Below are 24242 nucleotides of genomic sequence, written 5' to 3'. Positions count from 1 at the left end.
TGTCAGTCCTGTCTTCCGGCGGGGATGTGGACGAGCTGCACGCCGCCTTCGGCGATCGCTTCCCGGATGCTCGGCACGATGTCTTCGCGGCGGTCGACGCGGCGGCCGGTGGCCCCGAACGCGGTGGCCAATGCTGCCCAGTCGGGCTGCACGAGGTCGACACCCACGGGCGTCATCCCGCGATCGACCTCGTTCTGCCGGATCTCGGCGTACCCGCCATTGTCGACGCACACGATGGTGACGTCGAGGCGCTGCTCGACCGCGGTCACGATCTCGTTCACGCAGAACATGAGCGCGCCGTCGCCGATCACCGTGACGACCGGATGCGAGGCGCTCGCGACGCGTGCGCCGATCGCGGCGGGCAGGCCGTAACCGAGGGTCGCGTAGGTCGGCGTGTAGAGCAGGGAGTGCGGATGCTGCGCCTGCAGCACACTGCCCAGCGCCAGGTACACGATCTGCGAGGAGTCGCCCGCGACGATCGCGTCGTCGGGCAGGGCCTCGACGATGAGCTCGGCGAGAGCGACGGCATCCGGTGCGGTCTCGCGCATCTCGGTGGCGATCGCGATGCGCTCCGCAGCCAGGTCGCGCGGCGAGCGGATCTCGGTGGGGAGAGCCGCGAGCAGCGCCTCGCCGACGGCCGCGGCATCGCCGGTGATCCCGACGGTCGCCGCCAGGTTCTTGTCGCGCTGCGACGGCGAGATGTCGATGCGGATCACCGCACCGCGCGCCTCCAGCCGCGGCGCCCAGAGTTCGGCCTCGCCCAGCTTCGACCCGATCACGAGCAGCACGTCGGCGTCTTCCGCGACGGCGCGCGCAGCCGCGAGACGCAGGTTCGAGCCGAGGGAGAGCGGATGCCGCTCGTCGACCACACCCTTGCCGTTGAGCGTCGTGAGCACGGGAGCACCCAGGCGCTCAGCAAGGGAAGTGACCTCGTGCGCGGCATCCGTCGCTCCGCCGCCAGCGACGATCACCGGGGTGCGCGCACCCGTCAGCAGGCGCGCGGCCTCCGCCAGCGCGTCAGCGTCGCCCGAAACTCGGGCCGGCACCGCCCGCGATCGACGTGCCTCGGCCGGCACATCGGCGGGGGCTTCGAGAACATCGAGGGGGATCTCGATATGCACGGGCCGCGGGCGACCGGTTCGGAAGAGCGTGAAGGCGTCGTGCACGGCCTCGACGGCTTCGGCCGCGGACTGCACGCGGCGCGACCACTCGGCGATCGCGCCGACCATGGCCGTGGCATCCTTCGTCTCGTGCAGGGTGCCGACGTCGGCGAACTCCGCGCCGCGCGGCACTCCCGGCGACAGCACGATCAGCGGACGCGACTCGCAGAACGCGGTGCCGATGGCACTCATCGCGTTCTGCAGCCCCGGACCCGACGTCGTGATGACGACACCCGGCAGCCCGGTCTGCTGCGCCCAACCGTCGGCGCCGTACCCCGAGCCCTGCTCGTGGCGGTTCGTCACCGCGCGGATGCCGAGATCGGCGAGTGGTCGGTACAGCTCGAGGTTGTGCGTGCCGGGGATGCCGAAGATCGCGGTCACACCATAGGCGCGGATGGTCTCGAGCACCGCGCGGCCCGCGGTGTCGGTGAAGTCGTCGGCGAGATCAGGCACGATGGCGACGCTCCCCGTCGACCCAGGTCTCGCGCACGGAGATCGCCGCGATGTCCTCGGCGGCGACCGCCAGCGGGTCATCCGACAACACGGCGAAGTCGGCGTACTTGCCGACCTCGAGCGAGCCCAGGTCGTCTTCGCGGCCGATCGAGATCGCGCCCTCGATCGTGTGGGCGCGGAGCGCGGCGAGCGCGGAGACCCGCAGGTCGTCGGGTCCGAGCTTGTGCCCGCGACGCGTGACGCGGGTGACCGCGGTCTGGATGGCCTCGAGCGGGATGGGCTCGGCGACCGGAGCATCCGACGAGATCGTGAACGGCACGCCGGCGCGCTCGAACTCGCCGAGCGGGTTGAAGCGCTCGCCCGGCGTGCCGATGGCCTCTTCGACGCCTTCGCCCCAGTTGAAGTAGTGCTGCGTCTGGTTCACCGGACGGATGCCGGCGGCGGCCATCCGCTCGATCTGCTCGGGAGTCGGCAGGCCGCAGTGCTCGATGCGGTGTCGGGCGTCGGCGTCCGGACGCTCGGCGAGCGCGGCCTCGATCGCCGAGACAACCATCTCGATCGCGGTCGGCGACTGCGCGTGGGTCGCGGTCTGGAGGCCCGCGGCGTGCGCCTTGCTGATCAGCGCCGTGTACTCGGCGGGCTCGTGGTAGAGCTGACCCGTGCGGCACGGGTCGCCCACGTAGCCGTCGGGGAAGTACGCGGTCCAGCCGCCGAGCGTGCCGTCGGCGTAGAGCTTGATGCCGGCAAAGCTGAGGTGGGCGTTGCCGAACTGGCCGACGAGCCCCATCTCGAGCGCCTCGTCGAGCAGGTGCGACAGCAGGTACATCGAGACGCGCAGCTCGAGGCGCCCGGCCTCGGCGAGACGCAGGTACATGTCGAACTCGCGGCGCGTGACCTGGCAGTCGCCGATCGAGGTGACCCCGCCCGCGAGAAAGCGCTGTGTGGCGGCATCCAGCTGGCGAAGGTGCTCCTCGGGCTCGTCGGCGAGGTGGAAGTTCGGGCCGTGGTGGCCGATCTTCACGCCGTGCACGCCGGTGAGGATGTTGCACGCGGCATCCGACAGCTCTCCCGTCAGCTCGCCGTCGGCGTCGCGGAAGAACTCGCCGCCGTCGGGGTTCGGGGTGTCGCGGTCGACGCCGTTCACCGAGACCGTGTGCGAGTTGACGACGCCGCCGTGGCCGGAGGCGTTCATCAGATACACCTCGCGGTCTGTGGCGACCTCGTCGAGTTCGAACCGGGACGGATGCCGCTTCTCGGCGAGGTTGCGCTGCTCGTAGCCGTAGCCGCGCACCGGCCGCCCCTCGGGCGTCTCGGCCGCGGCGGCCTGCAGCAGCGCGACGATCTCCGGGATGCTGCCGGCCTTCTCGGGCCCGCAGTCGACCCACGTCATCAGCTGCCCGTACATCAGCGGGTGGGCGTGCGCGTCGACGAAGCCGGGGACGACGACCGCGTCGCCGAGGTCGACCCGTTCGGGTGCGAGGCCGGCACGGTGGGCGGCGGCCTCGCACTCGTCGACGCTGCCGATCGCGACGATCCGACCCCGGTCGGTCAGCATCGCCGTGGCGGTGGTGGCCGCAGCATCCGCCGTGTGGATCGCGCGAGCGATGACCAGCCGAGGCGTCTGCTGGGCCGAACGGTCGAAGGGAGTGAGCTTTCTCATGGGAGCCTGTTCGCGGTCGTGTCGGTGCGGGCGGTGAACGATGCGGTGACCGGCGCCTCGTCCGAATGCTGCGGCGCGAGCTTCGTGCAGATGCCCGCGATCACGGCCATGCCGATGAACATCGCGATGACGGACCAGATGCTGCCCGTCCAGGCGATGAGCTGCGTCGCGAACCAGGGCGAGAATCCGGCCCAGATCGCCGCGCCGACGCCGTACGTCAGAGCGAGGGAGGTGTACCGCGCCTGCGGGCGGAACATCTGCGCGAGCAGCGCCGCGATCGGGGCGTAGGTCGCGCTCAGTGCGATGCGCACCAGCGAGGCGAAGAGGAAGATCAGCGGTTCGACGCGTCCGGGCATGATCAGCAGGAACGGCACGAAGGTGAGCACCGAGGTGGCGAGACCGATGTACATCACGTTCTTCCGGCCCCACTTGTCGCCCAGCCAGGCGACCGGCAGCGTCACGACGAACTCCACGAACGAGGCGATCGTCATCGCGTCGAGGATGACCTGCTCGCTGACCGAGATCGGCTCCCCGGTGGCGTAGGCGGTGACGAACGTCGTCGCCAGGTAGTAGCCACCGGTCGAGATCGGGAGGATGCCGATACCCAGGAGGATCGGCTTCCAGTTCGTGCGCAGGGCGTAGGCCAGCGGCATCGACTGCTTGCGGCCCTCGACCTTGGACTCGAAGACCGGGGTCTCCTCGACCCGATAGCGCACCCAGAACCCGACGCCGACCAGCACGATCGAGAGCAGGAACGGGATGCGCCAGCCGCCGTCGATGATGAAGTCGTCACCCATGCGCGTCATGATCGCGAAGATGCCCGAGGCGAGCAGGGCGCCGGCCGGGTTGCCGAGCTGCGTGAAGCCGCCGTAGAACGTCTTCGACTTCTCAGGTGCGTGCTCGACGCTCATCAGCACCGCGCCGCCCCACTCGCCGCCGACCGCGAGGCCCTGGATCGCGCGGAGCAGGATCAGCAGGATCGGGGCGACGATGCCGATGTTCTCGTACGTCGGCAGGCAGCCGACGAGCACGGTGGCGGCGCCCATCAGCAGCAGGGTGATCACGAGCGAGGTGCGGCGGCCGAGCTTGTCGCCGATGTGGCCGAAGATGATGCCGCCGAGCGGGCGGACGAGGAACGCGACGGCGAAGGTGGCGAACGCCGCGGCGGTCTCGGCGAGGCGGTCGCCGGAGGGGAAGAACAGTGGACCGAAGACGAGGGCGGCCGCGGTCGCGTAGACGTAGAAGTCGTACCACTCGATCGTGGTGCCGACGAAGGCGGCGATGCCGGCGCGACGCGCACGGCTGTGCGTGCCTTTGGTGGTGGGGGAAGTCATGGGTGTGCCGCTCCTTTGCGGAAGATGTCGGGTACCGGAGGATGCTACGACCGTGCGGCCCCGCGGGCAAGGGCAGAACTCCAGCGGAAGAGAGCATTCACTGGAGTATTGGTTTGTCCGCTGTGCAGTTGTGGTCTTCCCGTCTTCCCGAAGACCTCCTAGGCTGGAGATCTGTCGCCCACGGTGAGCCTTCCCGGGAAATCGACGGATCGGACGGAGGCCCATGGATTTCGACGCCGAACTCATCCGAGCTCTGCAAGAGGACGGACGCGCCAGCATCCGCTCCCTCTCGATGAGACTCGGGCAATCGCGCGCTGCTGTCGCCGGCCGGCTGAAGGCGATGCTCGACGACCGCACCGTGCGGGTCGTGGCCGCCGTCGATCCGGTGTTCCTCGGGCAGCACGTGCTCGCCCATGTCTCGATCCGCACCGACGGCACCGTCGAGCTCGTCGCCGAGCACCTGCGCGACCTCGACGAGACGGTGCTCGTCTCGGCGGTCGGCGGGGCGCACGACGTCGTCACCGAGATCCGCGTCGGGTCGATGTCGGAGCTGCATGACCTGCTCGCGCAGATCCGTGCCATCAGCGGCGTGCTCGACATCAGCACGATCATCTACTCGACCGTGATCAAGGGCTTCTTCGTCTCGGAGTACCGGGGCGGGGTGACGCTCGACAGGATCGACGAGGCGCTGATCGAGCAGCTGCAGGCCGACGGACGCAAGAGCTTCCGCGCGCTCGGGGAAGAGGTGCGGCTGTCGCCCTCGGCGGTGGCGACCCGGGTGCAGCGGCTCATCGACGCGGGCGTCATCAAGATCAGCGCCGTCGAGGCCCGCGGGCTCGCGCACCGGCAGCTGTCGATGGGGGTCGGCATGACGCTCGGCGACGACGACGAGGCCGTGATCGCGGAGCTGCGGAGGGGACGCGGCGTCGACTTCGCCGCGCGCACGCTCGGTCGGTTCGATGCGGTCGCGACGCTCGTCGAACCGTCGGCCGGTGCGCTGTACGCGAGCCTCGAGCGGCTGCGGGCGCTCCCCGGCGTCACGCGCATCGAGGCGTGGCTGCACCTGGCCGTGCTGAAGGAGGACTACGCCCGCACGCTGCGGCCACTCCGGACGGACTGATCCACTCAGCTCCGGTCGCAATATGTCAGCGATAACCGGACAGGATCGCTGACATATTGCGACCGGAGCGGGTCTTTCGGCTTCGGCATCCACGTGCGGCGCGCCGTCACCGCCCGTTCACCGGGCAGCGCCAGACTTCGAGCATGAGCGAACCTGACTCGCGTCCCGGTGTGCCCGAGCCCGTGGCGACCGCGAACAGCGGGGCCGTCGGAGTGATCGGCCTCGACCTGCGTGGCGAGACCCCCGCCCCGAAGAAGCAGGTCTACTCGTGGGCGCTGTGGGACTGGGCGACGCAGCCCTTCAACACGGTGATCCTCACGTTCGTGTTCACGGCGCTGTACCTGGTGGGCGAGGGCTTCCTCCCCGCCGACATCGCCGCGCTCGACCCGTCGGACCCCGCACGCATGGCCGCCGAGGCCGACCTCGCCTCGGGGCTGGGCCTGGGTTCCACGATCGCCGCCTTCGGCATCCTGCTGCTCGCTCCCGTGCTCGGCCAGCGAGCGGATGCCGCGGGCCGCCAGAAGCTCTGGCTCGGCATCGGCACCGGCGCCCTGGTGATCTGCATGCTCGGCCTGTGGTTCGTCGAACCGACGCCGACGCTGTTCTGGCTCGGCGTGGCGCTGATCTCCGCCGGATCCGTGTTCGGGGAGATCGCCGCCGTGAACTCCAACGCGATGCTCATCGGCATCGCGAACCCGAAGAACGTCGGCCGCATCTCCGGTCTCGGCTGGGGCTTCGGCTACATCGGCGGCATCCTCGCCCTGGTGATCGTCGTCGTCCTCGACACGTTCGACTGGTTCGGAATGTCGACCGACAACGGCCTCGCGTACCGCCTGATCGCGGTCGGATGCGCCGTCTGGACCATCATCTTCAGCATCCCGATCTTCCTGAACGTGCCCGAGCCGTCCCTCGGGCGTCCCGAGCGCAAAGTCGGCTTCTTCCAGTCATACGTGCTGCTGGTGAAGGACGTCGCCGGTCTCTACCGCGACCCCGAGACCCGTCCGACGTTCTGGTACCTGCTGTCGAGCGCCGTGTTCCGCGACGGGCTCGGCGGGGTCTTCGCCTTCGGGGCGATCATCGGCACGGCCGTGTTCAAGTTCGGCACGCAGGACATCATCGTGTTCGGCATCGCGGCCAACCTCATCGCCGGTGTCTCCACCATCCTCGCCGGTCGACTCGACGACCGGGTCGGGCCGAAGCGCATCATCCTCGCCTCGATCGGCTCGATGGTGGTCGCCGGCCTCGCGGTCTTCTTCCTGCGCGACGGCGGGACGATGGTCTTCTGGATCGGCGGGCTCATCCTCTGCGCGTTCGTGGGTCCGGCGCAGGCCGCCGCCCGCTCGTTCCTCGCCCGGGTCACCCCGGCGGGCCGCGAGGGCGAGATCTTCGGCCTGTACGCGACGACCGGCCGCGCCGCGAGCTGGATGGCGTCGGGCGCCTGGACGGTGCTCATCGTGCTGACCAGCCAGACCGCATTCGGCATCCTCGGCATCGTGATCGTCCTGATCGCCGGATTCCTGCTGCTCCTCCCCGTGAAGGCGCCGCGCTGATCGGGAGTAACCTGACCGCGTGACCGTGATCCTCGCCTTCGTCGCCAACATCCTGGTCGCGGTCGCCAAGACGATCGCGGCGATCATCACCTCGTCGGCATCCATGGTCGCCGAGGCCGCGCATTCGTGGGCGGATGCCGGCAACGAGATCTTCCTGCTCATCGCCGACCGCCGAGGCGCGCAGACGAAGGACGCCCGGCATCCGCTCGGCTACGGACGCAACGCGTTCGTCTGGTCGCTCATCGCCGCCTTCGGGATCTTCACGGCCGGGTCGATCGTGTCGATCATGCACGGCATCCAGGAGCTCGGCGAGACCGGACCGGTCGAGAGCCCGACGATCGCGTACATCGTGCTGGGCGTCTCGTTCGTGCTCGAGGGAGCGTCGTTCACCCAGGCGATGCTGAAGTCGCGGCGTCTGGCGAAGGAGCGCGGATCGTCGACGTGGGACTTCGTGCTCGAGACCAGCGACACGACCCTGCGCGCCGTGTTCTTCGAGGACTCCGCCGCGCTGATCGGCCTGGTGCTCGCGGGCGGCGCGATCTTCCTGCACCAGATCACCGGCGTCGCCGCGTGGGATGCCGTCGGCTCCATCCTCGTCGGCGTGCTGCTCGGCGTGGTCGCGATCATCCTGATCCGGCGGAACATCGCGTTCCTCGTCGGCGCGACGGCGGCGCCGAAGCTGCGGGCGCGCGTCGGCACCGCACTGCTCGCGCTGCCGCAGATCGAGCGTGTCACCTACCTGCACATCGAGTACGTCGGACCGAACCGACTCTTCATCGTCGCCGAGATCGACCTCGCCGGCGACGCGCAGGAGCACGATGTGGCGCGGTCGCTGCGCGATGTCGAGCGGCGCATCGAGGCGCACGACGCGGTCGAGACGGTGGTGCTGTCACTGTCGGTCGACGACGAGCCGTCGCTGGAGTTCGCCGGGGCGTAGACGGCGGTCAGCGCTGCCAGTTGTCGGCGAGCTTGTTCAGCAGCCGGGCGAGCTCGGCCCGCTCGTCCTCGGTGAACGCAGCCAGGGCTCCGGCGAGCATCTCTCGGCGCTCCCCGCGCATGCCGCGCGCGACTCGGCGTCCCTCGTCGGTGAGGGCGATGCGCGTGCGGCGCGCGTCGTCGGGGTCGGCCTCGCGACGCACGAAGCCCCGTTCGACCCCCTGCTGCACGAGCCTCGACGCGCGCGGCTGATCGACGCCGATCGCCTCCCCCAGCGCGCTGACGCTGAGAGGAGCGGATGCCGCGGCGAGCGCCTCGAGCATCCGCATGCGCGCCGGACCCGCGATGCGACCAGACGGGTCGGCCATCCACGGGGGCATGCCGGGACGGCCGCGCTGCCCGAACGGGCCGTGCTCGCCGTGGTCGCCGTGATCTCCCCCGCCGTGCGGGCCGCCGGGCCAGCCGTGGGGGCCGCCATGGCCGCGCCCGCCCGGGCCGCCGCCGAGACGTCGACCGCGCAGTCGGGACAGGGCCTGGGCGATGGCTTCGGCGGGGTCGTTCGTCTCGGAGGTCACGATTCGATTTTACATGCGACTTGACATGCATCCGCACTGCATGTCACACTACATATACATGACATGTGACAACCACATGCACTCTGACATCTAAGGACACTCCGTGAACACCTCTGACACTGACACCACAGACCACACCTCCCGCCCCTTCGGCTACTGGCTGAAGGCCGCCGACCGCCTGATGGCTGCCGACTTCGCTCGCGCCTTCGAGAACGAGCACGCCAGCCGCCGCGACTGGCGGATCCTCAACATCATCGACGGCACCGTCCCGGCGCACCGTCAGCTCCACGGCCACAAGCTGCACGGCCCGAAGCTGCACCGCCTCGTCGAGCGCGGCTGGATCGCCGCCGACGGCGACGGCTGGACGCTCACCGACGAAGGCCGTGCCGCGAAGGAACGCCTCGGCGCCATCGTCGACGGCATCCGCGCCAAGGTGACCGACGCGGTCTCCGAGGAGGAGATGGCCACCACCCTCGCCTCCCTCGAGAAGATCGCCCGCGCCTTCGGCTGGGACGAGGAGACACCTCTCCCCCGCGGACACCGGCGCGGACACGGATTCGGCGAGCGCGGCGAGCGCGGCTTCGGCGAGCGCGGCGAAGGCGACGGCTTCCCGCGCCGCTTCGGCCGGCCGTTCGGTCGCGGCTTCGGTCCGGGTCGCGGCTTCGGTCCGGGTCGCGGCTTCGGTCCGGGTCGCGGCTTCGGCCCCGGTTTCGGCCCGGGTCACGGCTTCGGCCCTGACGCCGACGAGCGCGACGGCGACTGCCGCCACGCGGACGGCGAGCACGGCCGCGGCGACCACGGCCACGACGACCACGGCCACCGCGGTCACGGCCCGCACCGCGCCGCGCGTCACGCGCAGCACGCGTACGAGCGCGGCTTCGACGCCGGGTTCACCCGCGGTCGCGACGCCTGACACTCGACACAACGCGAGACGCCCCACCCGACATCACGTCAGGTGGGGCGTTTCGTCGTGCGTTCCAGCTCCTGAGTGAGGAGCGAAGCGAAAAGACGAAGGATCCTCACAGCTCCAGCAGCGCGATCGTCTCCTCATCGGCACCCGCGGCGCGCAGCCGACCCCGCATGGCCGCGGCGGCGAGCGCGTACGGTCGATCGTCGCGCATCAGCAGCGAGCGCGAGTTCGCCTGATCGTCGAGCGCGATGAGCTCGAAGGCCAGCACCTCGATGTCGTCGACCTCGAGCTCGCCGGCCTCGACCGCGTAGCCGATCTGCACTCCGACATAGGCATACCAGTCCGCCAACCCGGCTCGTACGGCATCGCTCACCGTCCCGGGCTTCGAGTCGACGTCGGCCGCGGTCGCCGCGAAGAAGCATCCGCCGCTGAACACGCGGTCCCGCGAGTAGATCAGCCCGTTGCGCATGAGTGCCGCCAGCCGGCGCGCACCGCGCGGCTGCTGCCTCGCCGGCTCGACGATCTGCGCCACGAAGATCTCCCGGGCGGCCGCGACCGTCGCGAGCTGCAGCCCCTCCTTGCTCTGGAAGAGCGTCGCAATGCTGCTCTTGCTGTAACCCGACGCCTCGGAGAGCCGCCCGATGGTCAGGCCGTCGAGTCCGTCGACCGACGCCAGGTCCGTCGCGCTCTGCAGCACCACGCGGCGCGAAGCATCCCCTCGCGCCCTTCGCCCGTCCACGACCGCGGTATCCGACATCCCTCTAGTATACGAACGATCGTTCGCCTACTATACGTATGATCGTTCGTATTCTTTCGGCGAAGGAGTTCCCATGCCATCCCTGCCCGCACTGGTCGGCCGCAGCATCCTCACCACCGCCCGCCTTTCCCCCTCGCTCGCCGGCTACCTCTCGTACCGCGCGTTCTTCGCGCCCGGTCCGCGTATGCGGGTGCGGGAGTGGGATGCCACGACGCACAGCGAGGCTCGGCACCGGAGCCTGACGGTCCGCGGCATCGAGATCACCGGCTACGAGTGGGGGTCCGGCCCGAAGACCGTGCTGCTCCTGCACGGCTGGCGGGGCCGCGCCTCGCAGTTCGCCCCGCTGGTGCGCGAACTCGTCTACGAGGGCTACCGCGTGGTCTCGTTCGACGCTCCCGCGCACGGAGTCTCGAAGGGACGCCGCACCGACGTCCGCGACTGGGCGATGCTCGCCGAACAGCTGCAGGCCATCCACGGGCCGTTCGCGATGATCGTCGGCCACTCGTTCGGCGCCCTCGCCGCGCTGGCGGCCGCTCGCTCGACCGTTCCGACTCCGGCCGTCACGGTGATCGCCGGAGCCGCGGGGCCCGCCGCCTTCCTCGGCGAGTTCGCCCGCGAGTTCCGGCTCGACCGCGCCACCGCCGAGAACCTCACGGCGCGGTTCCACCGCCGGCTCGGCATCGATGAGACCACGGCGCAGGCGCGGTACGACGCGGCGCAGCATCCGCTCCCCGCCGGCACCGCACTGCTGGTCGTGCACGATCGCGCCGATCAGCGGATGCCGGATGCCGACTCGCTGCGCCTCCATGCCGCCCACGGCGAGCGCTCCCGCCTGCTGCGCACCGACGGCTTCGGTCACACCCGCGTGCTGTCGGCGGATGCCACGCTCGACGCCGTCGTCGCAATGGTGACCGGCGGCCCCGCGGCCGTCGACCGGCTCGGCACGACCCCGCCGACCCGGCCCGCGGAGAGCGCGCCGGACGGCAAGGCCGACGTCAGAACAGCGGCGTGAGCACGACCGACAGCGCGGCCGCGTCGTCGAAGACGAAGAACGGATACCGTCCGGTGCCCAGGAGATAGGCGAGCAGCACGATCGCGACGACGAGCAGCGCGAACAGGAAGGCGAAGATCGCGACCGTGAGTCCGCGGTAGCCGCCGGACGTCGGAACCTCGGGAGCGACGGACGGCTGCGACCAGTCGTCGGCGGCGGCGGCCGGCTGGTCGCCTTCGAGGATGGCGGGGGTCGGGCGCGGCCGGTCGGAGCGGCGCAGCGTCTCGGGTGGCGGAGGCGGGATGACCGCATCCGCGACCGGGATCTCCGAGGGCGGCGGGTTCAGCAGGCCCTCCGGGATCGGGATCTCGGGCGGAGGCGGAGGGATCACGACGTCGGCGGGCGCGATCTCCGGTTCTTCCGAGGTGACAGGCGCGTCCGGGTAGGCAGGGATCACGACGTCGGCGGGCGCGATCTCCGGCTCATCCGGGGTGACCGGCGGGTCCGGGTTGGTGCCGCTGACGTCGCTCATCTCAGCCTCCGACTGCTCCGACGTCGGTGATGCCGACGTCCGTCTTGTGGAAATTCTGGAAGGAGCGGGATGCCGTCGGCCCCCGCTGCCCCTGGTACCGGTTGCCGTACGGGCCCGATCCGTACGGGGTCTCCGCCGGCGAGGTGAGCCGGAAGAAGCACAGTTGCCCGATCTTCATCCCGGGCCAGAGCTTGATCGGCAGGGTCGCGACATTCGCCAGCTCGAGGGTGACGTGGCCGGTGAAGCCGGGGTCGATGAAGCCGGCGGTGGAGTGGGTGATCAGTCCCAGGCGTCCGAGTGATGACTTGCCCTCGAGCCGGGCGGCGACGTCGTCGGGAAGACTGACCTGCTCGAACGTCGCTCCGAGCGCGAACTCCCCGGGGTGCAGGATGAAGGGCTCATCCGGCTTCACCTCGATGAGACGCGTGAGCTCCGGCTGATCCTCCGCGGGATCGATGAACGGATACTTGTGGTTGTCGAACAGCCGGAAGTACCGGTCGAGGCGCACGTCGATGCTCGACGGCTGGATCATCTCCGGCTCGTGCGGGTCGAGGCCGACGCGGCCGGATGCGAGTTCTGCCCTGATGTCGCGATCGCTGAGAAGCACGGGTTCAGCCTAGTGCGGGCGCTCGCTCGCGGTCCCGTCCCCCTCGAGCCTGAAGACCTCGAGAACACTCTGCGCGTGAGCCCGTGCCGCCGCTTCGGTCGGCGCCGGGTCGAGACCGAGCAGCCGACGACGGTGCGCCTCGCCGAGCAGGAGCCCGAAGAGCGCCTCGGCCGACGCTGCTCGACCGTCGAGATACGTCTCCAGGCTCGCGATGTATCCCTGCGGACCGCTGGAGTAGAAGGCTGCCGCGAGCTCGGGGAACTGCGCGGATTCGCCGATCATGAGCCGATGCATGCCGACGGCGTCGTCGGCGTGCAGCACGAGCACCAGATGCGCCGCGACATCGAGCAGGCTCGTATGCTCGGCATCCTGTTCCGAGAGCGCACGGCCTCGGAACCGCTCGATCACGGCGGTGAACACCTCCGCCTTGTCACCGAAGTAGGTGTAGATCGTGCGCTTCGTGACCTGTGCCGCGGCGGCGATCTCGTCGATCGTCACCTGACCGAGCCCGCGCGCGACGAACAGCGCCGTGGCGGCATCCAGGATCTGATCCTGACGCTCTGCCTGTTCCGCAGCCGTCGGACGCCCGCGCTTGCGCGGCGTGCTCGGTGACGTGGCCGTCATGATCCCTCCGCATCACGCTGCGTGATCCGCAGCGGCTCCCATTCTATAATGAGACGGTATCGTGTCATTATTACCCGATGCCCGATCGACCCGCAGCGTGCTCCACCCGAGCACGGCGAGAGGAGTTCCGAATGGCCGCGCGCACATCAGCGCCCCGGAAGCGCACCACCGCCCCGTCCACCCCAGAACCGATCGAGACCGCGTCCGGCGACCTCCTCGACTTCTACCGCCAGATGGTGCTGATCCGTCGATTCGAGGAGCGCGCAGCACGCGCCTATACGCAGGCCGAGATCGGCGGCTACTGCCACCTGAACCTCGGCGAGGAGGCCACGGTCACCGGCCTCATGGCGGCGATGGAGCCGACCGACTACCTGTTCACGAACTACCGCGAGCACGGCTACGCGATCGGCCGCGGCATCGATCCCGGGCGCATCATGGCGGAGCTCTACGGCCGCCGCGACGGCGTCTCGAAGGGATGGGGCGGCTCGATGCACCTGTTCGACCTCGAGGCCCGGCTGCTCGGCGGCTACGGCATCGTGGGCGGGCAGGTTCCACTCGCCACCGGCGCCGCACTCGCGATCGACTACCGCGCGGGGACCGAGGCCGTCGTCTGCGTGATGGGCGACGGCACCACGAACATCGGCGCCTTCCACGAATCGCTCAACATCGCCGCGCTCTGGGACCTCCCGATCGTCTACGTGGTCGTCAACAACGGGCTCGGCATGGGCACGACCGTCGAGAAGGCCTCCGGCGAACCGGAGCTCTACAAGCGCGCGGCGTCGTACCGGATGGCGTCGGCCCGCGTCGACGGCAACGACCCGGTCGCCGTGCGCGAGGCTGCCGCCGCCGCGCTGTCGTCGGCGCGGGCGGGCAAGCCGTTCCTGCTGGAGACGGTCAGCGAACGGCTGAAAGGCCACTCGGTCGTCGACCCCGCCAAGTACCGCACGCGGGAGGAGGCCGAAGCGCTCAAGGCCGCCGATCCCGTCGCGGCCTTCGCCGCCCGCCTGGCGGGCCAGGGGATTCTCACCGACGCGATGATCGCCGAGATCGACGCGGAGGCGATGGATGCCGTGGCCGCCGCCGTCGCGTTCGCCGAGGCCAGCCCGCACCCGTCGGTCGACACCCTCTTCGACTACACCTACGCCACGCCGGTGCCGAACGACTCGCGGCGCCTCCCCGGGGAGCCGCTGTTCGACCCCGCACCCTTCGCCTCCGCGCCCACCGCACCCTTCGCCCCGAACGGAGCATCCGCATGAGCATCATGTCCTACCGCCAGGCCCTGCACGACACTCTGCGCGCGGAGATGCAGCGCGACTCCGACGTGCTGCTGCTCGGCGAGGAGATCGGCGTCTTCGAAGGCTCCTACAAGATCACCGCGGGGCTGCTCGAGGAGTTCGGCGAGAAGCGGGTACGCGACACCCCCATAGCCGAGGAGGGCTTCACCGGTGCCGCGATCGGCGCCGCCATGCTCGGTCTTCGACCCGTCGTCGAGATCATGACCATCAACTTCTCGCTGCTCGCGCTCGACCAGATCGTGAACCATGCCGCCAAGATCTACGGCATGTTCGGCGGCCAGGCGCGCGTGCCGCTCGTCATCCGCACCCCCGGCGGCGGCGGGCAGCAGCTCGGCGCGACGCACTCGCAGAACATCGAGCTGTACTACGCATTCGTGCCGGGCATGAAGGTCGTCGCACCCTCGAGCCCGGCCGACGCCAAAGCCCTGCTGCTCGCGGCGATCCGCGACGACGACCCCGTGCTCTTCCTCGAGAACCTGGCGCTGTACAACACGAAGGGCGAGGTGCCCGACGACGACACCCCCGCCGAGATCGGCCGCGCCGCGGTCACCAGAGAAGGCGCCGACATCACGGTCGTCGCCTACTCGCGGATGGCGGCCGTGGCCCTCGAGGTCGCGGAGCGTCTGGCCGCGAGCGACGGCATCTCGGTCGAAGTCGTCGACCTCCGGAGCCTCCGCCCGCTCGACCGCGAGACGGTCGTCGCCTCCGTGCGGAAGACGCACTGCGCCGTCGTGCTCGAGGACGACTGGCTCACGTACGGCATCGGCGCCGAGATCGCCGCGACGATCTCGGACGGCGCGTTCGACTGGCTGGATGCTCCAGTCCGTCGCGTCGCCATGGCCGAGGTGCCGCTCCCCTACTCCAAGCCGCTGGAGACCGCGGCGCTCCCCTCATCCGACGACGTGGTCGCCGCCATCCGGCAGACCCTCGCCGCCGTCGACCACCGCGCGTAGAAGGACCTTCCGATGATCGACATCCTCATGCCCCGCCTCTCCGACACCATGGAAGAGGGGGCGATCGCCGCCTGGCACAAGAAGCCCGGCGACCCGGTCGCGATCGGCGACATCCTCGTCGAGATCGAGACCGACAAGGCCACCATGGAATACGAGGCCTACGAGGCCGGGATCCTGAAGGACATCCTGGTGCCGGAGGGCGACCAGGCCACGATCGGCATGGTCATCGCGCACCTCGATGACGGGAAGCCGTCGACACCCGCGGCGGAGGTCGCGGCCGAGCCAGAGGCGTCGCCGGCCGGGCCGGACACATTGCCGGCCGACGAGGAGCGCGCTCCCGCAGAGCGACGGGTGGAACCCGAAGCGCGCACACTCGCCACACCCCTGGTGCGCCGACTCGCCAAGGAGCACGCGATCGACCTGACACAGATCGCGGGTTCCGGCCCGGGCGGACGGATCATCCGCGCCGACCTGGAGCAGGTCGCGTCGCAGGACGAGACACCCCAGGGCGCAGCATCCGATTCCGACAAGAGCGCCGCGGAGCGCGCGCCGCGATCGGGCCCTGGCGACCGTCGGGAGTCGACCGCCGTGCCGTTCGACAAGACCCGGCAGGTGATCAGTCGACGCCTCACCGAGAGTGCGGCGAGCATCCCGCACTTCATGGTGACGTCCGGGGCGATGGTCGACGACCTCCTCGCGCTGCGCGCGCAGCTCAACGCCCGGCTCGACGCGTCCGATCGTCCGCGGATCAGCGTGAACGACCTGGTGGTCCGTGCGTGCGCGATCGCGCTCCGCGCCTTTCCGGGTGTGAACGCCTCGTACTCGCCCGAGGGTCGCGGCGAGACGCTCCAGCATGGGCGGGTGAACATCGGCGTCGCGATCGCCTCGGATGCCGGACTCGTCGTGCCCGTGATCTCGGATGCCGACGCGAAGCCCGCCTCGCAGATCGCCGGCGAGGTCCGCGATCTCGCGACACGTGCAAAGGAGCGCAGCCTCACGCCGGACGACATGTCCGGCGGCACGTTCACGATCAGCAACCTGGGCATGTTCGGGGTCGAGCAGTTCACTGCGATCATCAACCCGCCGGAGGGCGCGATCCTCGCGGTCGGGGCCGCCCGCGCCGAGCCGACCGTGGTCGACGGCACGGTGGAGGTGCGGCACCGCATGCGGTACACGCTCTCCGCCGACCACCGCATCATCGACGGAGCCCTCGCCGCGCGGTTCCTCGCGCGGCTCACCGAGCTGCTCGAGCATCCGCTGGACACCATCGCCTGAGCCATCCCCCGCCGCCCGACGTGCTTTTGCCATCGGGCGGCGGGCGGGTAGGCTTGCGTGCACCTGCTCCTCGAGCGGGTACGGGGCTGTAGTTCAATGGCAGAACTTCTGCTTCCCAAGCAGATAGCGCGGGTTCGATTCCCGTCAGCCCCTCCACCTGATCAACGCTTCGACCTCTGCGCGATGCAGTGTCATCACGAGCGCCGCGTGAGTAGCAAGGCCCTCGAGAGAGCCTCCGAACCGTTTGCCACATATGCCCATGCCGCAGGGTTCGCACGGGCCGCGCCGACAGCGTTGATCACGAGCGCGCGCTCGCGTGTATCGAGAGAAGCGCCGCGCAGATCCGACGAGCGCAGCAGACTGGCGAGCACGACGAGATCCCCGAGGTGCCTGTCGCGGTCCCGATCGAGCATGACGGTGAAAGCGGCAGCCTTGCCGATGATGGCGCCCACCAGGCTCGGACGGAGCACGTCGCTCTCGCGGTCGCCCGCGCGGACAGCGATCTTCTCGGTCCGATTGAGTACCTTCTGTGCGCCAGGAGTCTCGATGGTTCGCCCACCGAGCGCACCGCGGCGTCGAGAGGCGCGAAGTCCGAGATGACGGGGAATCAGGACGTCGATGACAGCATCTCCGCGCACCCATCTGTGTTGCACATTGTCAGCACTGAAGACCGGCACGAACCCGCTTCTTGCGCCGAGGTCATGGGTGGCAACACGACGATGTCAGGCATGGTCGCCGGCATCCATTCGGGAGATCTGCCCATCCCACAAGGCTTGCGCCTGCTGCCGCTCTCGGGCTCCCGCGTCGGCGAGGTCAGCGGTGACCGCGAGCCACGGCGCTGTGGAGTTGACCATCGGTGCACTGACGCGCTCCGGGACGACCCGCAGCAACACGTTCTCCAGTCCTTCTGCGGGCACCAGGAAGTGCTCGACTTCGAAAGCGCTCAGGTCTCGCTCGCTGAGGTACCCCTCGGCATAGCCGCGGACGGCCACGCCCGATCGCGTGTCGCTTCTGCCCGAACGGACGAAGCGTGGATCATCGAGCAGTCCCAGGGGTTCGGGCGCGGACAACCGCATCCGGCGACCACGGCGGGACAGGAGAGTCGGCAGTGACGCCACCGCATGGGGATCCTCGATCAGCTTCCGCCAGCGCGAACGAACTCGAGAACGCTCCGACTGCGACAAGAGAGAGGGCTGCTCGCCCTCCGCCACGCCGATGAGCGCCCACGCGATGCGCGAACTGTACGGCTGCCCCGGCCGCCGCCGTCCCATCGAGAGACTGGCAGCTTCGACGAACCAGCGACCCGCCACACGTTCGGCGTCGATCTGTCCGGCGGCGATCATCGCGCGCACACGCTGCTGCGACACCCCGAGTTGTTCGGCAGTCTGCGGAACGCTGAGCTTGACCATGACAGTATTATTGCTTTAGGACAATAATACTGTCAATCCATCACTCGAACGGCTCTCCGGCTTGCGCGCGCTCGCGCGAACCCGGATGATTAATTTATGACGTCAAGTATCGCCCTTCCGCGCATCGATGCGCTCGGGTCGCCCGCTCTCGCGCACCTTCGCCGCGCGGGGGTCAGCGTGGTGTTCGCCGCCGACTCCTTCGGCACGCCCTCCCTCGTGCACTGGGGCCGCGCACTCGGCGACGATGACGTCGCCGGCATGCTCGCCACCGCCACGCCTGCCGTGATGAACAGCTCGCTCGACATCCCGCGGTCGTTCTCGATCGCCGCCGGACGCGCGCACGGCTGGTCGGGAACGCCGGCGATCGAGGCGGACAGCGCGGATGCCGTCATCGACGGCTTCACGCTGATCGCCACGGATGCCGCGGAGTCGGACGTGCGCTTCACGCTCCGTGACGCCTCATCATTCGCCGAGGTGGCGTTCGCCTACCGTCTCGACGCTGCCGGCATCCTGCACGCCGCGATCGAGATCCGCAACACGACCGACCGGCAGATCGACATCCGCGCCGCCCGCGCCCTCCTCCCCCTGCCCGGCCGCGCCGAGGAGGTGCTGGACTTCTCCGGGCGCTGGACCAACGAGCGCCGCCCCCAGCGCACGACGATCCACGACGGCACCTGGCTGCGCTCCTCCCGGCGCGGCCGCCCCGGACACGACGCGTCACTGCTGACGATGGCGGGAACCGCGGGCTTCCGATTCCGCGCCGGCGAGATCTGGGCCGCGCACCTCGCGTGGAGCGGCAACCAGGAGACCCTCGTCGAACGCCTCCCCGAGGGTGCCGGCGTGCATCGCGCCGTGCTGGGTACGGGCGAGCTCATCGACGCCGGCGAGGTCCGCCTGCAGCCGGGCGAGACGCACCGATCGCCGGACGCCCTGTTCATCTGGAGCGACGAGGGCATCGACGGCGTCACCGCGCGTCTGCACTCCTCCATCCGTGCCCGCGCCGGCCACCCCCGCTCACCGCGGCCACTGCTCCTGAACACATGGGAGGCGGTCTACTTCGAGCATGACCTCGACACCCTGACCGGCCTGGCCGCCTCAGCCGCCGAGCTCGGGATCGAGCGGTTCGTGCTCGACGACGGCTGGTTCCGCGGGCGCCGCGACGACCATGCCGGCCTCGGCGACTGGTTCGTCGACGACGACGTCTGGCCCGGCGGGCTCCGGCCACTGTCCGACCGGGTGCACGACCTGGGCATGCAGTTCGGCCTCTGGTTCGAACCCGAGATGGTCAATCCCGACTCGGATCTCGCCCGCGAGCATCCGGACTGGCTCCTGGGCGAAGACCACCGGCTCGAGTCGCGCCATCAGTTCGTGCTCGACTTCTCCAGCGAGGAGGTGGCCGCCCACGTGATCGAACGCCTCGACGCGGTGATCACCGAGGCCGCCGTCGACTTCGTGAAGTGGGATCACAACCGCGACCTCCACGCCGCCCTGGGGGTGCGCGGCGACCGGCGAGTACGGGCACACACTGAGGCCGTCTACCGCGTGCTCGACGAGCTCCGGCGACGGCATCCGCTGCTCGAGATCGAGTCGTGCGCGAGCGGGGGCGCGCGAGTCGATCTCGGCATCCTCGCGCGCACCGACCGCGTCTGGGCCTCGGACTGCAACGACCCCGTCGAGCGGCAGAGCATCCAGCGCTGGACACAGACCCTGCTGCCACCCGAGCTGATCGGCTCGCACATCGGCGCCGCCGAGTCCCACACCACGCATCGCCATGCGTCGTTCTCGTTCCGGGCGATCACCGCCCTGTTCGGCCACGCGGGCCTGGAGTGGGACATCGATGCGGCGACCGCGGACGAGCGTCGCGGGATCGCCGCCTGGGCCGCGCTGTACAAGGAGCTGCGGGGTCTCATCCATTCCGGCGTCACGGTTCGCGCAGACGCTGTCGACGACGGCGCGCTGCTGCACGGCATCGTCGCGCATGACCGACGCGAGGCGCTGTTCGCCTGGGTCCGCACCGAGACCAGCGGCGTCGCCCAGACTCCACGCGTGCCCATCCCGGGGCTCGACCCCCGGACGCTCTACCGCGTACGGGTGCGCGACGAGGTCGGTGCGGCGAGCCGGCACCAGGTCGAAGACCCGTCCTGGCTGCGGCAGACGGACGACCTCGTCTGCACAGGAGCCGTGCTCGAGCAGGGCTTGCCGCTGCCGGTGCTCAACCCCAGCCAGGCGATGCTCCTGCACCTCACGGCCGTCGAGGACTGAGGCCCCGCTCAGGGTTGCGCAATCCCCGAGCCAGAGTTATATTACGGTGTAAAGTAATCCACCTCGAGAAGGTAGCCATGACGCTCAGTGTCGAGCAAGACCTCCCCGCCACAGCGGCGGAGACACCTGCGGCAGCGACCCGGCGCCCGTCGCGATTCGTGCGGAGCCTGCGTCGCTACTGGCAGCTCTACCTCCTGCTGCTCATCCCCATCATCTGGTTCATCGTCTTCCGCTACATCCCCATGGCCAACGCCGTGATCGCGTTCAAGAACTACAACCCGATCGACGGCGTCTGGGGCAGCCCCTGGGTCGGCTTCGACAACTTCGCGAACCTCTTCCGCAACCCGGTGTTCCCGCGGCTCGTCGGCAACACCTTCCTGCTGGCCGCCTACACCCTGATCGCCAGCTTCCCCCTGCCGATCATCCTCGCGCTGGCGCTGAACGAGGTGCGGCTGCGGTTCTTCACCCGCACCGTGCAGCTGGTCACCTACGCGCCGTACTTCATCTCCACCGTCGTCGTCGTGTCGATGACGATCCTGCTGCTCTCCCCGCGGGTCGGGCTGCTGGGCCGCACCTTCAGCTTCTTCGGTGCCGGCCAGGTCGACCTGCTGGCCGATGCAGACTTCTTCCGGCACATCTACGTCGCGACCGACATCTGGACCACGACCGGATACTCCGCGGTCATCTACCTCGCCGCCCTCGCCTCGGTCGACACCTCCCTCTACGAAGCAGCCAAGATCGACGGCGCGAGCCGCCTGCAGAAGATCTGGAACGTCGACATCCCCGCCCTGCTGCCGACCGCGACCATCATCCTGATCCTCGGCGTCGGCAACATCATGGCGATCGGCTTCGAGAAAGCGTTCCTGCTGCAGAACGCCCTCAACCTCTCGACGTCCGAGATCATCCCGACGTACGTCTACAAGACCGGCATCCTGAACGCGAACTTCAGTCTGGGAGCCACGATCGGACTCTTCAACGCCGTGATCAGCCTCGTGCTGCTGCTCGTGGTCAACGGCATCTCCAAGCGAGTGACGGGGAACGGACTGTGGTGACCACGATCAACACTGAGGCGCTCCTCACCGAGGAGATCGTCGTCGCGAAGAACAAGAAGCCCCGCCGCCGGCGCGACCCGCTCGCGCGCGGCGTGAAGGTCAAGGAGACCAGGGCCGACCGCGTGTTCATCGTCGCCGCGTACATCCTGCTCTCGGTCTTCCTGCTCGTCGTGCTGATGCCGCTCCTGAACATCATCGCCAGCTCACTGTCGAGTCCCCAGGCCGTGTCGTCGGGTCGGGTGCTGTTCTGGCCGGTCGACTTCACGTTCCGCGGCTACGCGGAGGCGCTCGGCAACCCGGCGATCCTCCGCGGATTCGGCAACTCGATCTTCTACACCGTGGCCGGCACCGCCATCAGCGTGCTCGGCACGGTCGCGGTCGCCTACCCGCTGTCACGCATGCAGCTCTTCGGACGCAAGGTCATCACCGGCGGCGTCGTCTTCACGATGCTGTTCAGCGGCGGCGTCATCCCGATGTACCTCGTGGTGCAGTCGCTCGGTCTGCTCGACACCCGCTGGTCGATGCTGCTGCCGAACGCCATCGGCGTCTGGCAGGTCATCATCGCCATCGTCTACTTCCGCTCGGCCGTTCCCGACGAGGTCTACGAGGCGGCGCAGCTCGACGGCGCCAGCGAGCTGCGGATCCTCTGGACCGTGGTGCTTCCGCTCGCCAAGCCGCTGATCGCCGTAATCGCCCTGATGTACGCGATCATGCAGTGGAACTCCTACTTCGACGCCCTGCTCTACCTGCGCGACGCCGACCTGCAGCCGCTGCAGCTCGTGCTGCGCGGGCTGCTCATCCTGAACGACTCCGGAGGCGGAGGCGACGTCGCCGAGCAGCTGCGACGCCGTGAGCTCGCCGACCTGCTCAAGTACTCCACGGTCGTGATCGCGACCATCCCGATGCTCGTCGCCTACCCGTTCGTGGCGAAGTACTTCAACAAGGGCATCATGGTCGGCGCCGTCAAGGGCTGACCCCCACAGACCCACCACATCACCATTAACCGGGCAAAGGAGATTCCGGCAATGAGACACAGCATCATCCGAGGGGTGGCCGCCGCAGGCGTGCTGGCCCTGGCGACGGCGGCGCTGGCCGCCTGCACGTCGCCGAGTGACGAAGACAACGGTCAACTGGTCGCGTTCGGCCCCCAGGGCGACAACGGTTCACTCAAGGACAACGCGTTCACCGAGCTGGTCGAGAAGAAGTTCGACATCGACTTCGACTGGCAGACCACCACCTACGACGGAAGCGTCGCGGGCGAGAAGCGGCAGGTCTCGCTCGCGAGCGGCGACTACCCAGACGCGTACTTCCTCGTGCCGTGGGTCGACGCCTTCTCGCGCAGCGAGGTGCTCAAGTACGGGCAGCAGGGCGTACTCGTCCCCCTCGAGGACCTGATCGACGAGTACGCGCCGAACCTCAAGAAGCGCTTCGAGGAGAAGCCCGACTGGGAGCAGTCGGTGACCGCGCCCGACGGACACATCTACGCGATCACGCAGTTCACCGAGTGCTATCACTGCAGCTACCCCTCGAAGCTGTGGATGAACACCACCTGGCTCGACAACCTCGGCCTGGAGCAGCCGACGACCACCGAGGAGCTCCGCGAGGTGCTGCGGGCGTTCAAGAACGACGACCCGAACGGCAACGGCAAGGCCGACGAGGTGGCACTCAGCGCCTCGGCATCCGAACCGATCATCAACTACCTCATGAACGCATTCGCGTACGCGCCGTACGGCAGCCCGTCGAGCCCGCCGCCGATGGTCATGGACGGCGGCAAGGTCGAGCTCTCGGCGACCTCCGACGGCTGGCGCGCGGGCCTGCAGTACATCGCCTCGCTCGCCGACGAAGGGCTGATCGACACGGCATCCTTCACGCAGAACGGCGAAGCGCTGCGTGCACTCGGCGACAACGCGGATGCCGAGATCCTCGGCGCCGCCGCCGTGCTGCACCCGTACGAGATCGTGACCGCAGACTCCCCTGACGGACGAGACAAGCACTACGACGCCGTCGCCCCGGTCAAGGGCCCCGACGGCACGCAGTTCGCGACCTACCGGTCTCAGGTCAGCCCGCTGGGCATGTTCGCGCTCACGAACAAGTCGTCCGAAGACGAGCGCGTCAAGGCGATCAAGCTCATCGACTACCTGGTGACCGAGGAGGGCGACCGGCTCGGCGCGATGGGACCGGAAGGCGAGGCCTGGGTCCCGGCCGAGGAGGGCGACGTCGCGCTCGACCCCGAGCTGGACCCGACGTTCAAGCCGCTGACCTACGACGAGACCTCGAACGCCTCGTGGCGCTCGATGGGTCAGTACTGGGACTCGCTCGAGTACCGCAACTCGCAGGTCGTGCCGGAGGACGTCTACTCGCCCGCCGGCTACGAGCGGCGTCTGCTCGAGGCGACGCAGCTGTACGAGCCGTTCGCACCCGACGAGGACCTCATCTTCCCCGACGGGAAGCTGTGGCCCGACCCCGACACCTCGGCCGAGATCGCCGAGCTGCAGACGAACATCGCCACCTACATCACGCAGGCGCAGGCGGAGTTCGCCACCGGTCAGCGCGACATCGACGACGACGGCACGTGGCAGGCGTACATCGACGACCTGAACGGTCTCGGCGTCGAGCGCTACCTGGAGCTGCAGCAGAAGCTCTACGACGCACTCTGATCAGCAGAGGAGAACTGCCCGGCGGGATGCTCCCGCCGGGCAGTTCCGTGTCTGGGGCGGATGCCGGAACATGGGTCCCTGAGCCTGTCGAAGGTGCCGCACACGACGCTTCGACCGGCTCAGCGACCCA

At 69.2% G+C, this 24242-nt stretch carries 22 protein-coding genes and 1 tRNA gene; 13 read left to right on the top strand and 10 right to left on the bottom strand.

The annotated features are described in order from the left end of the window. Positions 1–2 precede the first annotated feature (2 nt). Genes QFZ21_RS14500 through QFZ21_RS14490 form a run of 3 tightly spaced genes read right to left on the bottom strand, consistent with a single transcriptional unit; the run spans position 3 to position 4607 of the window. On the bottom strand, positions 3–1613 hold the full coding sequence (locus QFZ21_RS14500; protein WP_307378941.1) for a thiamine pyrophosphate-binding protein: 1611 nt from the start codon (positions 1611–1613) through the stop codon (positions 3–5). Continuing rightward, a complete protein-coding gene (locus tag QFZ21_RS14495; RefSeq protein ID WP_307378940.1) occupies positions 1606–3273 on the bottom strand; it encodes an amidohydrolase in 1668 nt (555 codons plus the stop codon). The genes QFZ21_RS14500 and QFZ21_RS14495 overlap by 8 nt, the downstream gene beginning before the upstream one ends. Next, positions 3270–4607: an MFS transporter gene (locus QFZ21_RS14490; protein WP_307378938.1), complete on the bottom strand. Its 1338-nt coding sequence runs from the start codon at positions 4605–4607 to the stop codon at positions 3270–3272. The genes QFZ21_RS14495 and QFZ21_RS14490 overlap by 4 nt, the downstream gene beginning before the upstream one ends. A 223-nt stretch (positions 4608–4830) precedes the next feature. Between QFZ21_RS14490 and QFZ21_RS14485 the strand changes: the two genes are divergently transcribed. The 3 genes from QFZ21_RS14485 to QFZ21_RS14475 all read left to right on the top strand — a co-directional run bounded on the left by QFZ21_RS14485 (position 4831) and on the right by QFZ21_RS14475 (position 8214). After that, a complete protein-coding gene (locus QFZ21_RS14485; RefSeq protein ID WP_307378936.1) occupies positions 4831–5727 on the top strand; it encodes an Lrp/AsnC family transcriptional regulator in 897 nt (298 codons plus the stop codon). Between the two features lie 143 nt (positions 5728–5870). Beyond that, positions 5871–7277, top strand: coding sequence for an MFS transporter (locus QFZ21_RS14480; protein WP_307378935.1), 1407 nt, complete (start codon positions 5871–5873; stop codon positions 7275–7277). A 19-nt stretch (positions 7278–7296) separates the two neighbouring features. Continuing rightward, entirely contained in the window at positions 7297–8214 is a 918-nt protein-coding gene (locus QFZ21_RS14475; protein WP_307378934.1) for a cation diffusion facilitator family transporter, read from the top strand. Between the two features lie 7 nt (positions 8215–8221). Here the strand turns inward: QFZ21_RS14475 and QFZ21_RS14470 are convergent, their stop codons facing one another. Continuing rightward, positions 8222–8788 carry a MarR family winged helix-turn-helix transcriptional regulator gene (locus tag QFZ21_RS14470; RefSeq protein WP_307378932.1) on the bottom strand — a complete coding sequence of 189 codons (567 nt, stop codon included), beginning with the start codon at positions 8786–8788 and terminating at the stop codon, positions 8222–8224. 103 nt (positions 8789–8891) lie between these two features. Between QFZ21_RS14470 and QFZ21_RS14465 the strand changes: the two genes are divergently transcribed. Continuing rightward, positions 8892–9701 carry a hypothetical protein gene (locus QFZ21_RS14465; RefSeq protein ID WP_307378930.1) on the top strand — a complete coding sequence of 270 codons (810 nt, stop codon included), beginning with the start codon at positions 8892–8894 and terminating at the stop codon, positions 9699–9701. Positions 9702–9807: 106 nt separating this feature from the next. Here the strand turns inward: QFZ21_RS14465 and QFZ21_RS14460 are convergent, their stop codons facing one another. Continuing rightward, a complete protein-coding gene (locus QFZ21_RS14460) occupies positions 9808–10455 on the bottom strand; it encodes a TetR/AcrR family transcriptional regulator (protein ID WP_307378929.1) in 648 nt (215 codons plus the stop codon). A 73-nt stretch (positions 10456–10528) separates the two neighbouring features. Here QFZ21_RS14460 and QFZ21_RS14455 point away from each other — a divergent pair, with 73 nt between their 5' ends. Further along, positions 10529–11467 carry an alpha/beta fold hydrolase gene (locus QFZ21_RS14455; RefSeq protein WP_307378928.1) on the top strand — a complete coding sequence of 313 codons (939 nt, stop codon included), beginning with the start codon at positions 10529–10531 and terminating at the stop codon, positions 11465–11467. Here QFZ21_RS14455 and QFZ21_RS14450 read toward each other — a convergent pair. The 3 genes from QFZ21_RS14450 to QFZ21_RS14440 are packed head-to-tail and all read right to left on the bottom strand — an operon-like array spanning position 11451 to position 13209. Further along, positions 11451–11978: a hypothetical protein gene (locus QFZ21_RS14450; RefSeq protein ID WP_307378926.1), complete on the bottom strand. Its 528-nt coding sequence runs from the start codon at positions 11976–11978 to the stop codon at positions 11451–11453. The two genes, QFZ21_RS14455 and QFZ21_RS14450, sit on opposite strands and share 17 nt — an antisense overlap. A gap of 1 nt (position 11979) precedes the next feature. Further along, positions 11980–12585 (bottom strand): dCTP deaminase, encoded by a 606-nt coding sequence (dcd, locus tag QFZ21_RS14445; RefSeq protein WP_307378924.1) that lies wholly within the window; start codon positions 12583–12585, stop codon positions 11980–11982. A 9-nt stretch (positions 12586–12594) separates the two neighbouring features. Next, positions 12595–13209 carry a TetR/AcrR family transcriptional regulator gene (locus tag QFZ21_RS14440; protein WP_307378922.1) on the bottom strand — a complete coding sequence of 205 codons (615 nt, stop codon included), beginning with the start codon at positions 13207–13209 and terminating at the stop codon, positions 12595–12597. Between the two features lie 131 nt (positions 13210–13340). Between QFZ21_RS14440 and pdhA the strand changes: the two genes are divergently transcribed. The 4 genes from pdhA (at position 13341) to QFZ21_RS14420 (ending at position 16888) form a co-directional block, all read left to right on the top strand. Then, a complete protein-coding gene (pdhA, locus tag QFZ21_RS14435; RefSeq protein WP_307378920.1) occupies positions 13341–14465 on the top strand; it encodes a pyruvate dehydrogenase (acetyl-transferring) E1 component subunit alpha in 1125 nt (374 codons plus the stop codon). Further along, on the top strand, positions 14462–15457 hold the full coding sequence (locus QFZ21_RS14430) for an alpha-ketoacid dehydrogenase subunit beta (protein WP_307378919.1): 996 nt from the start codon (positions 14462–14464) through the stop codon (positions 15455–15457). Before pdhA ends, QFZ21_RS14430 begins: the two co-directional genes overlap by 4 nt. Positions 15458–15469: 12 nt before the next feature. Continuing rightward, positions 15470–16732, top strand: a complete 1263-nt coding sequence (locus QFZ21_RS14425; protein ID WP_307378917.1) for a dihydrolipoamide acetyltransferase family protein — start codon at positions 15470–15472, stop codon at positions 16730–16732. A gap of 82 nt (positions 16733–16814) precedes the next feature. After that, positions 16815–16888, top strand: a tRNA-Gly gene (locus QFZ21_RS14420). A gap of 38 nt (positions 16889–16926) precedes the next feature. Here the strand turns inward: QFZ21_RS14420 and QFZ21_RS14415 are convergent. Continuing rightward, the gene (locus tag QFZ21_RS14415; RefSeq protein WP_307378915.1) at positions 16927–17184 is read right to left on the bottom strand and encodes a hypothetical protein; all 258 of its coding nucleotides are present in this window, start codon (positions 17182–17184) and stop codon (positions 16927–16929) included. Positions 17185–17454: 270 nt separating this feature from the next. Beyond that, positions 17455–18141: a helix-turn-helix domain-containing protein gene (locus tag QFZ21_RS14410; RefSeq protein ID WP_307378913.1), complete on the bottom strand. Its 687-nt coding sequence runs from the start codon at positions 18139–18141 to the stop codon at positions 17455–17457. Between the two features lie 96 nt (positions 18142–18237). Here QFZ21_RS14410 and QFZ21_RS14405 point away from each other — a divergent pair, with 96 nt between their 5' ends. From QFZ21_RS14405 to QFZ21_RS14390, 4 genes are all read left to right on the top strand, one after another. Further along, complete coding sequence (locus tag QFZ21_RS14405) at positions 18238–20403, top strand: alpha-galactosidase (protein WP_307378912.1); 2166 nt, start codon at positions 18238–18240, stop codon at positions 20401–20403. 77 nt (positions 20404–20480) lie between these two features. Further along, positions 20481–21455 carry a sugar ABC transporter permease gene (locus tag QFZ21_RS14400; protein WP_307378911.1) on the top strand — a complete coding sequence of 325 codons (975 nt, stop codon included), beginning with the start codon at positions 20481–20483 and terminating at the stop codon, positions 21453–21455. Further along, positions 21452–22429, top strand: a complete 978-nt coding sequence (locus tag QFZ21_RS14395) for a carbohydrate ABC transporter permease (protein WP_307378909.1) — start codon at positions 21452–21454, stop codon at positions 22427–22429. The genes QFZ21_RS14400 and QFZ21_RS14395 overlap by 4 nt, the downstream gene beginning before the upstream one ends. A 51-nt stretch (positions 22430–22480) precedes the next feature. Next, positions 22481–24112, top strand: coding sequence for an extracellular solute-binding protein (locus QFZ21_RS14390; protein WP_307378908.1), 1632 nt, complete (start codon positions 22481–22483; stop codon positions 24110–24112). Positions 24113–24242 lie beyond the last annotated feature (130 nt).

It is taken from the genome of Microbacterium sp. W4I20 (genome assembly GCF_030816505.1).
GTDB lineage: Bacteria > Actinomycetota > Actinomycetes > Actinomycetales > Microbacteriaceae > Microbacterium.
The sequence above is the reverse complement of the archived record's forward strand: the minus strand, read 5'-3'. Positions and strand labels throughout refer to the sequence as shown.

Excerpts from the sequence above, each read along its gene's own strand:
- QFZ21_RS14495 (WP_307378940.1), bottom strand. The coding sequence starts at position 3,273 with ATGAGAAAGCTCACTCCCTTCGACCGTTCGGCCCAGCAGACGCCTCGG.
- QFZ21_RS14490 (WP_307378938.1), bottom strand. The coding sequence starts at position 4,607 with ATGACTTCCCCCACCACCAAAGGCACGCACAGCCGTGCGCGTCGCGCC.
- QFZ21_RS14485 (WP_307378936.1), top strand. The coding sequence starts at position 4,831 with ATGGATTTCGACGCCGAACTCATCCGAGCTCTGCAAGAGGACGGACGC.
- QFZ21_RS14480 (WP_307378935.1), top strand. The coding sequence starts at position 5,871 with ATGAGCGAACCTGACTCGCGTCCCGGTGTGCCCGAGCCCGTGGCGACC.
- QFZ21_RS14460 (WP_307378929.1), bottom strand. The coding sequence starts at position 10,455 with ATGTCGGATACCGCGGTCGTGGACGGGCGAAGGGCGCGAGGGGATGCT.
- QFZ21_RS14455 (WP_307378928.1), top strand. The coding sequence starts at position 10,529 with ATGCCATCCCTGCCCGCACTGGTCGGCCGCAGCATCCTCACCACCGCC.
- QFZ21_RS14450 (WP_307378926.1), bottom strand. The coding sequence starts at position 11,978 with ATGAGCGACGTCAGCGGCACCAACCCGGACCCGCCGGTCACCCCGGAT.
- QFZ21_RS14440 (WP_307378922.1), bottom strand. The coding sequence starts at position 13,209 with ATGACGGCCACGTCACCGAGCACGCCGCGCAAGCGCGGGCGTCCGACG.
- pdhA (WP_307378920.1), top strand. The coding sequence starts at position 13,341 with ATGGCCGCGCGCACATCAGCGCCCCGGAAGCGCACCACCGCCCCGTCC.
- QFZ21_RS14430 (WP_307378919.1), top strand. The coding sequence starts at position 14,462 with ATGAGCATCATGTCCTACCGCCAGGCCCTGCACGACACTCTGCGCGCG.
- QFZ21_RS14425 (WP_307378917.1), top strand. The coding sequence starts at position 15,470 with ATGATCGACATCCTCATGCCCCGCCTCTCCGACACCATGGAAGAGGGG.
- QFZ21_RS14410 (WP_307378913.1), bottom strand. The coding sequence starts at position 18,141 with ATGGTCAAGCTCAGCGTTCCGCAGACTGCCGAACAACTCGGGGTGTCG.
- QFZ21_RS14405 (WP_307378912.1), top strand. The coding sequence starts at position 18,238 with ATGACGTCAAGTATCGCCCTTCCGCGCATCGATGCGCTCGGGTCGCCC.
- QFZ21_RS14400 (WP_307378911.1), top strand. The coding sequence starts at position 20,481 with ATGACGCTCAGTGTCGAGCAAGACCTCCCCGCCACAGCGGCGGAGACA.
- QFZ21_RS14390 (WP_307378908.1), top strand. The coding sequence starts at position 22,481 with ATGAGACACAGCATCATCCGAGGGGTGGCCGCCGCAGGCGTGCTGGCC.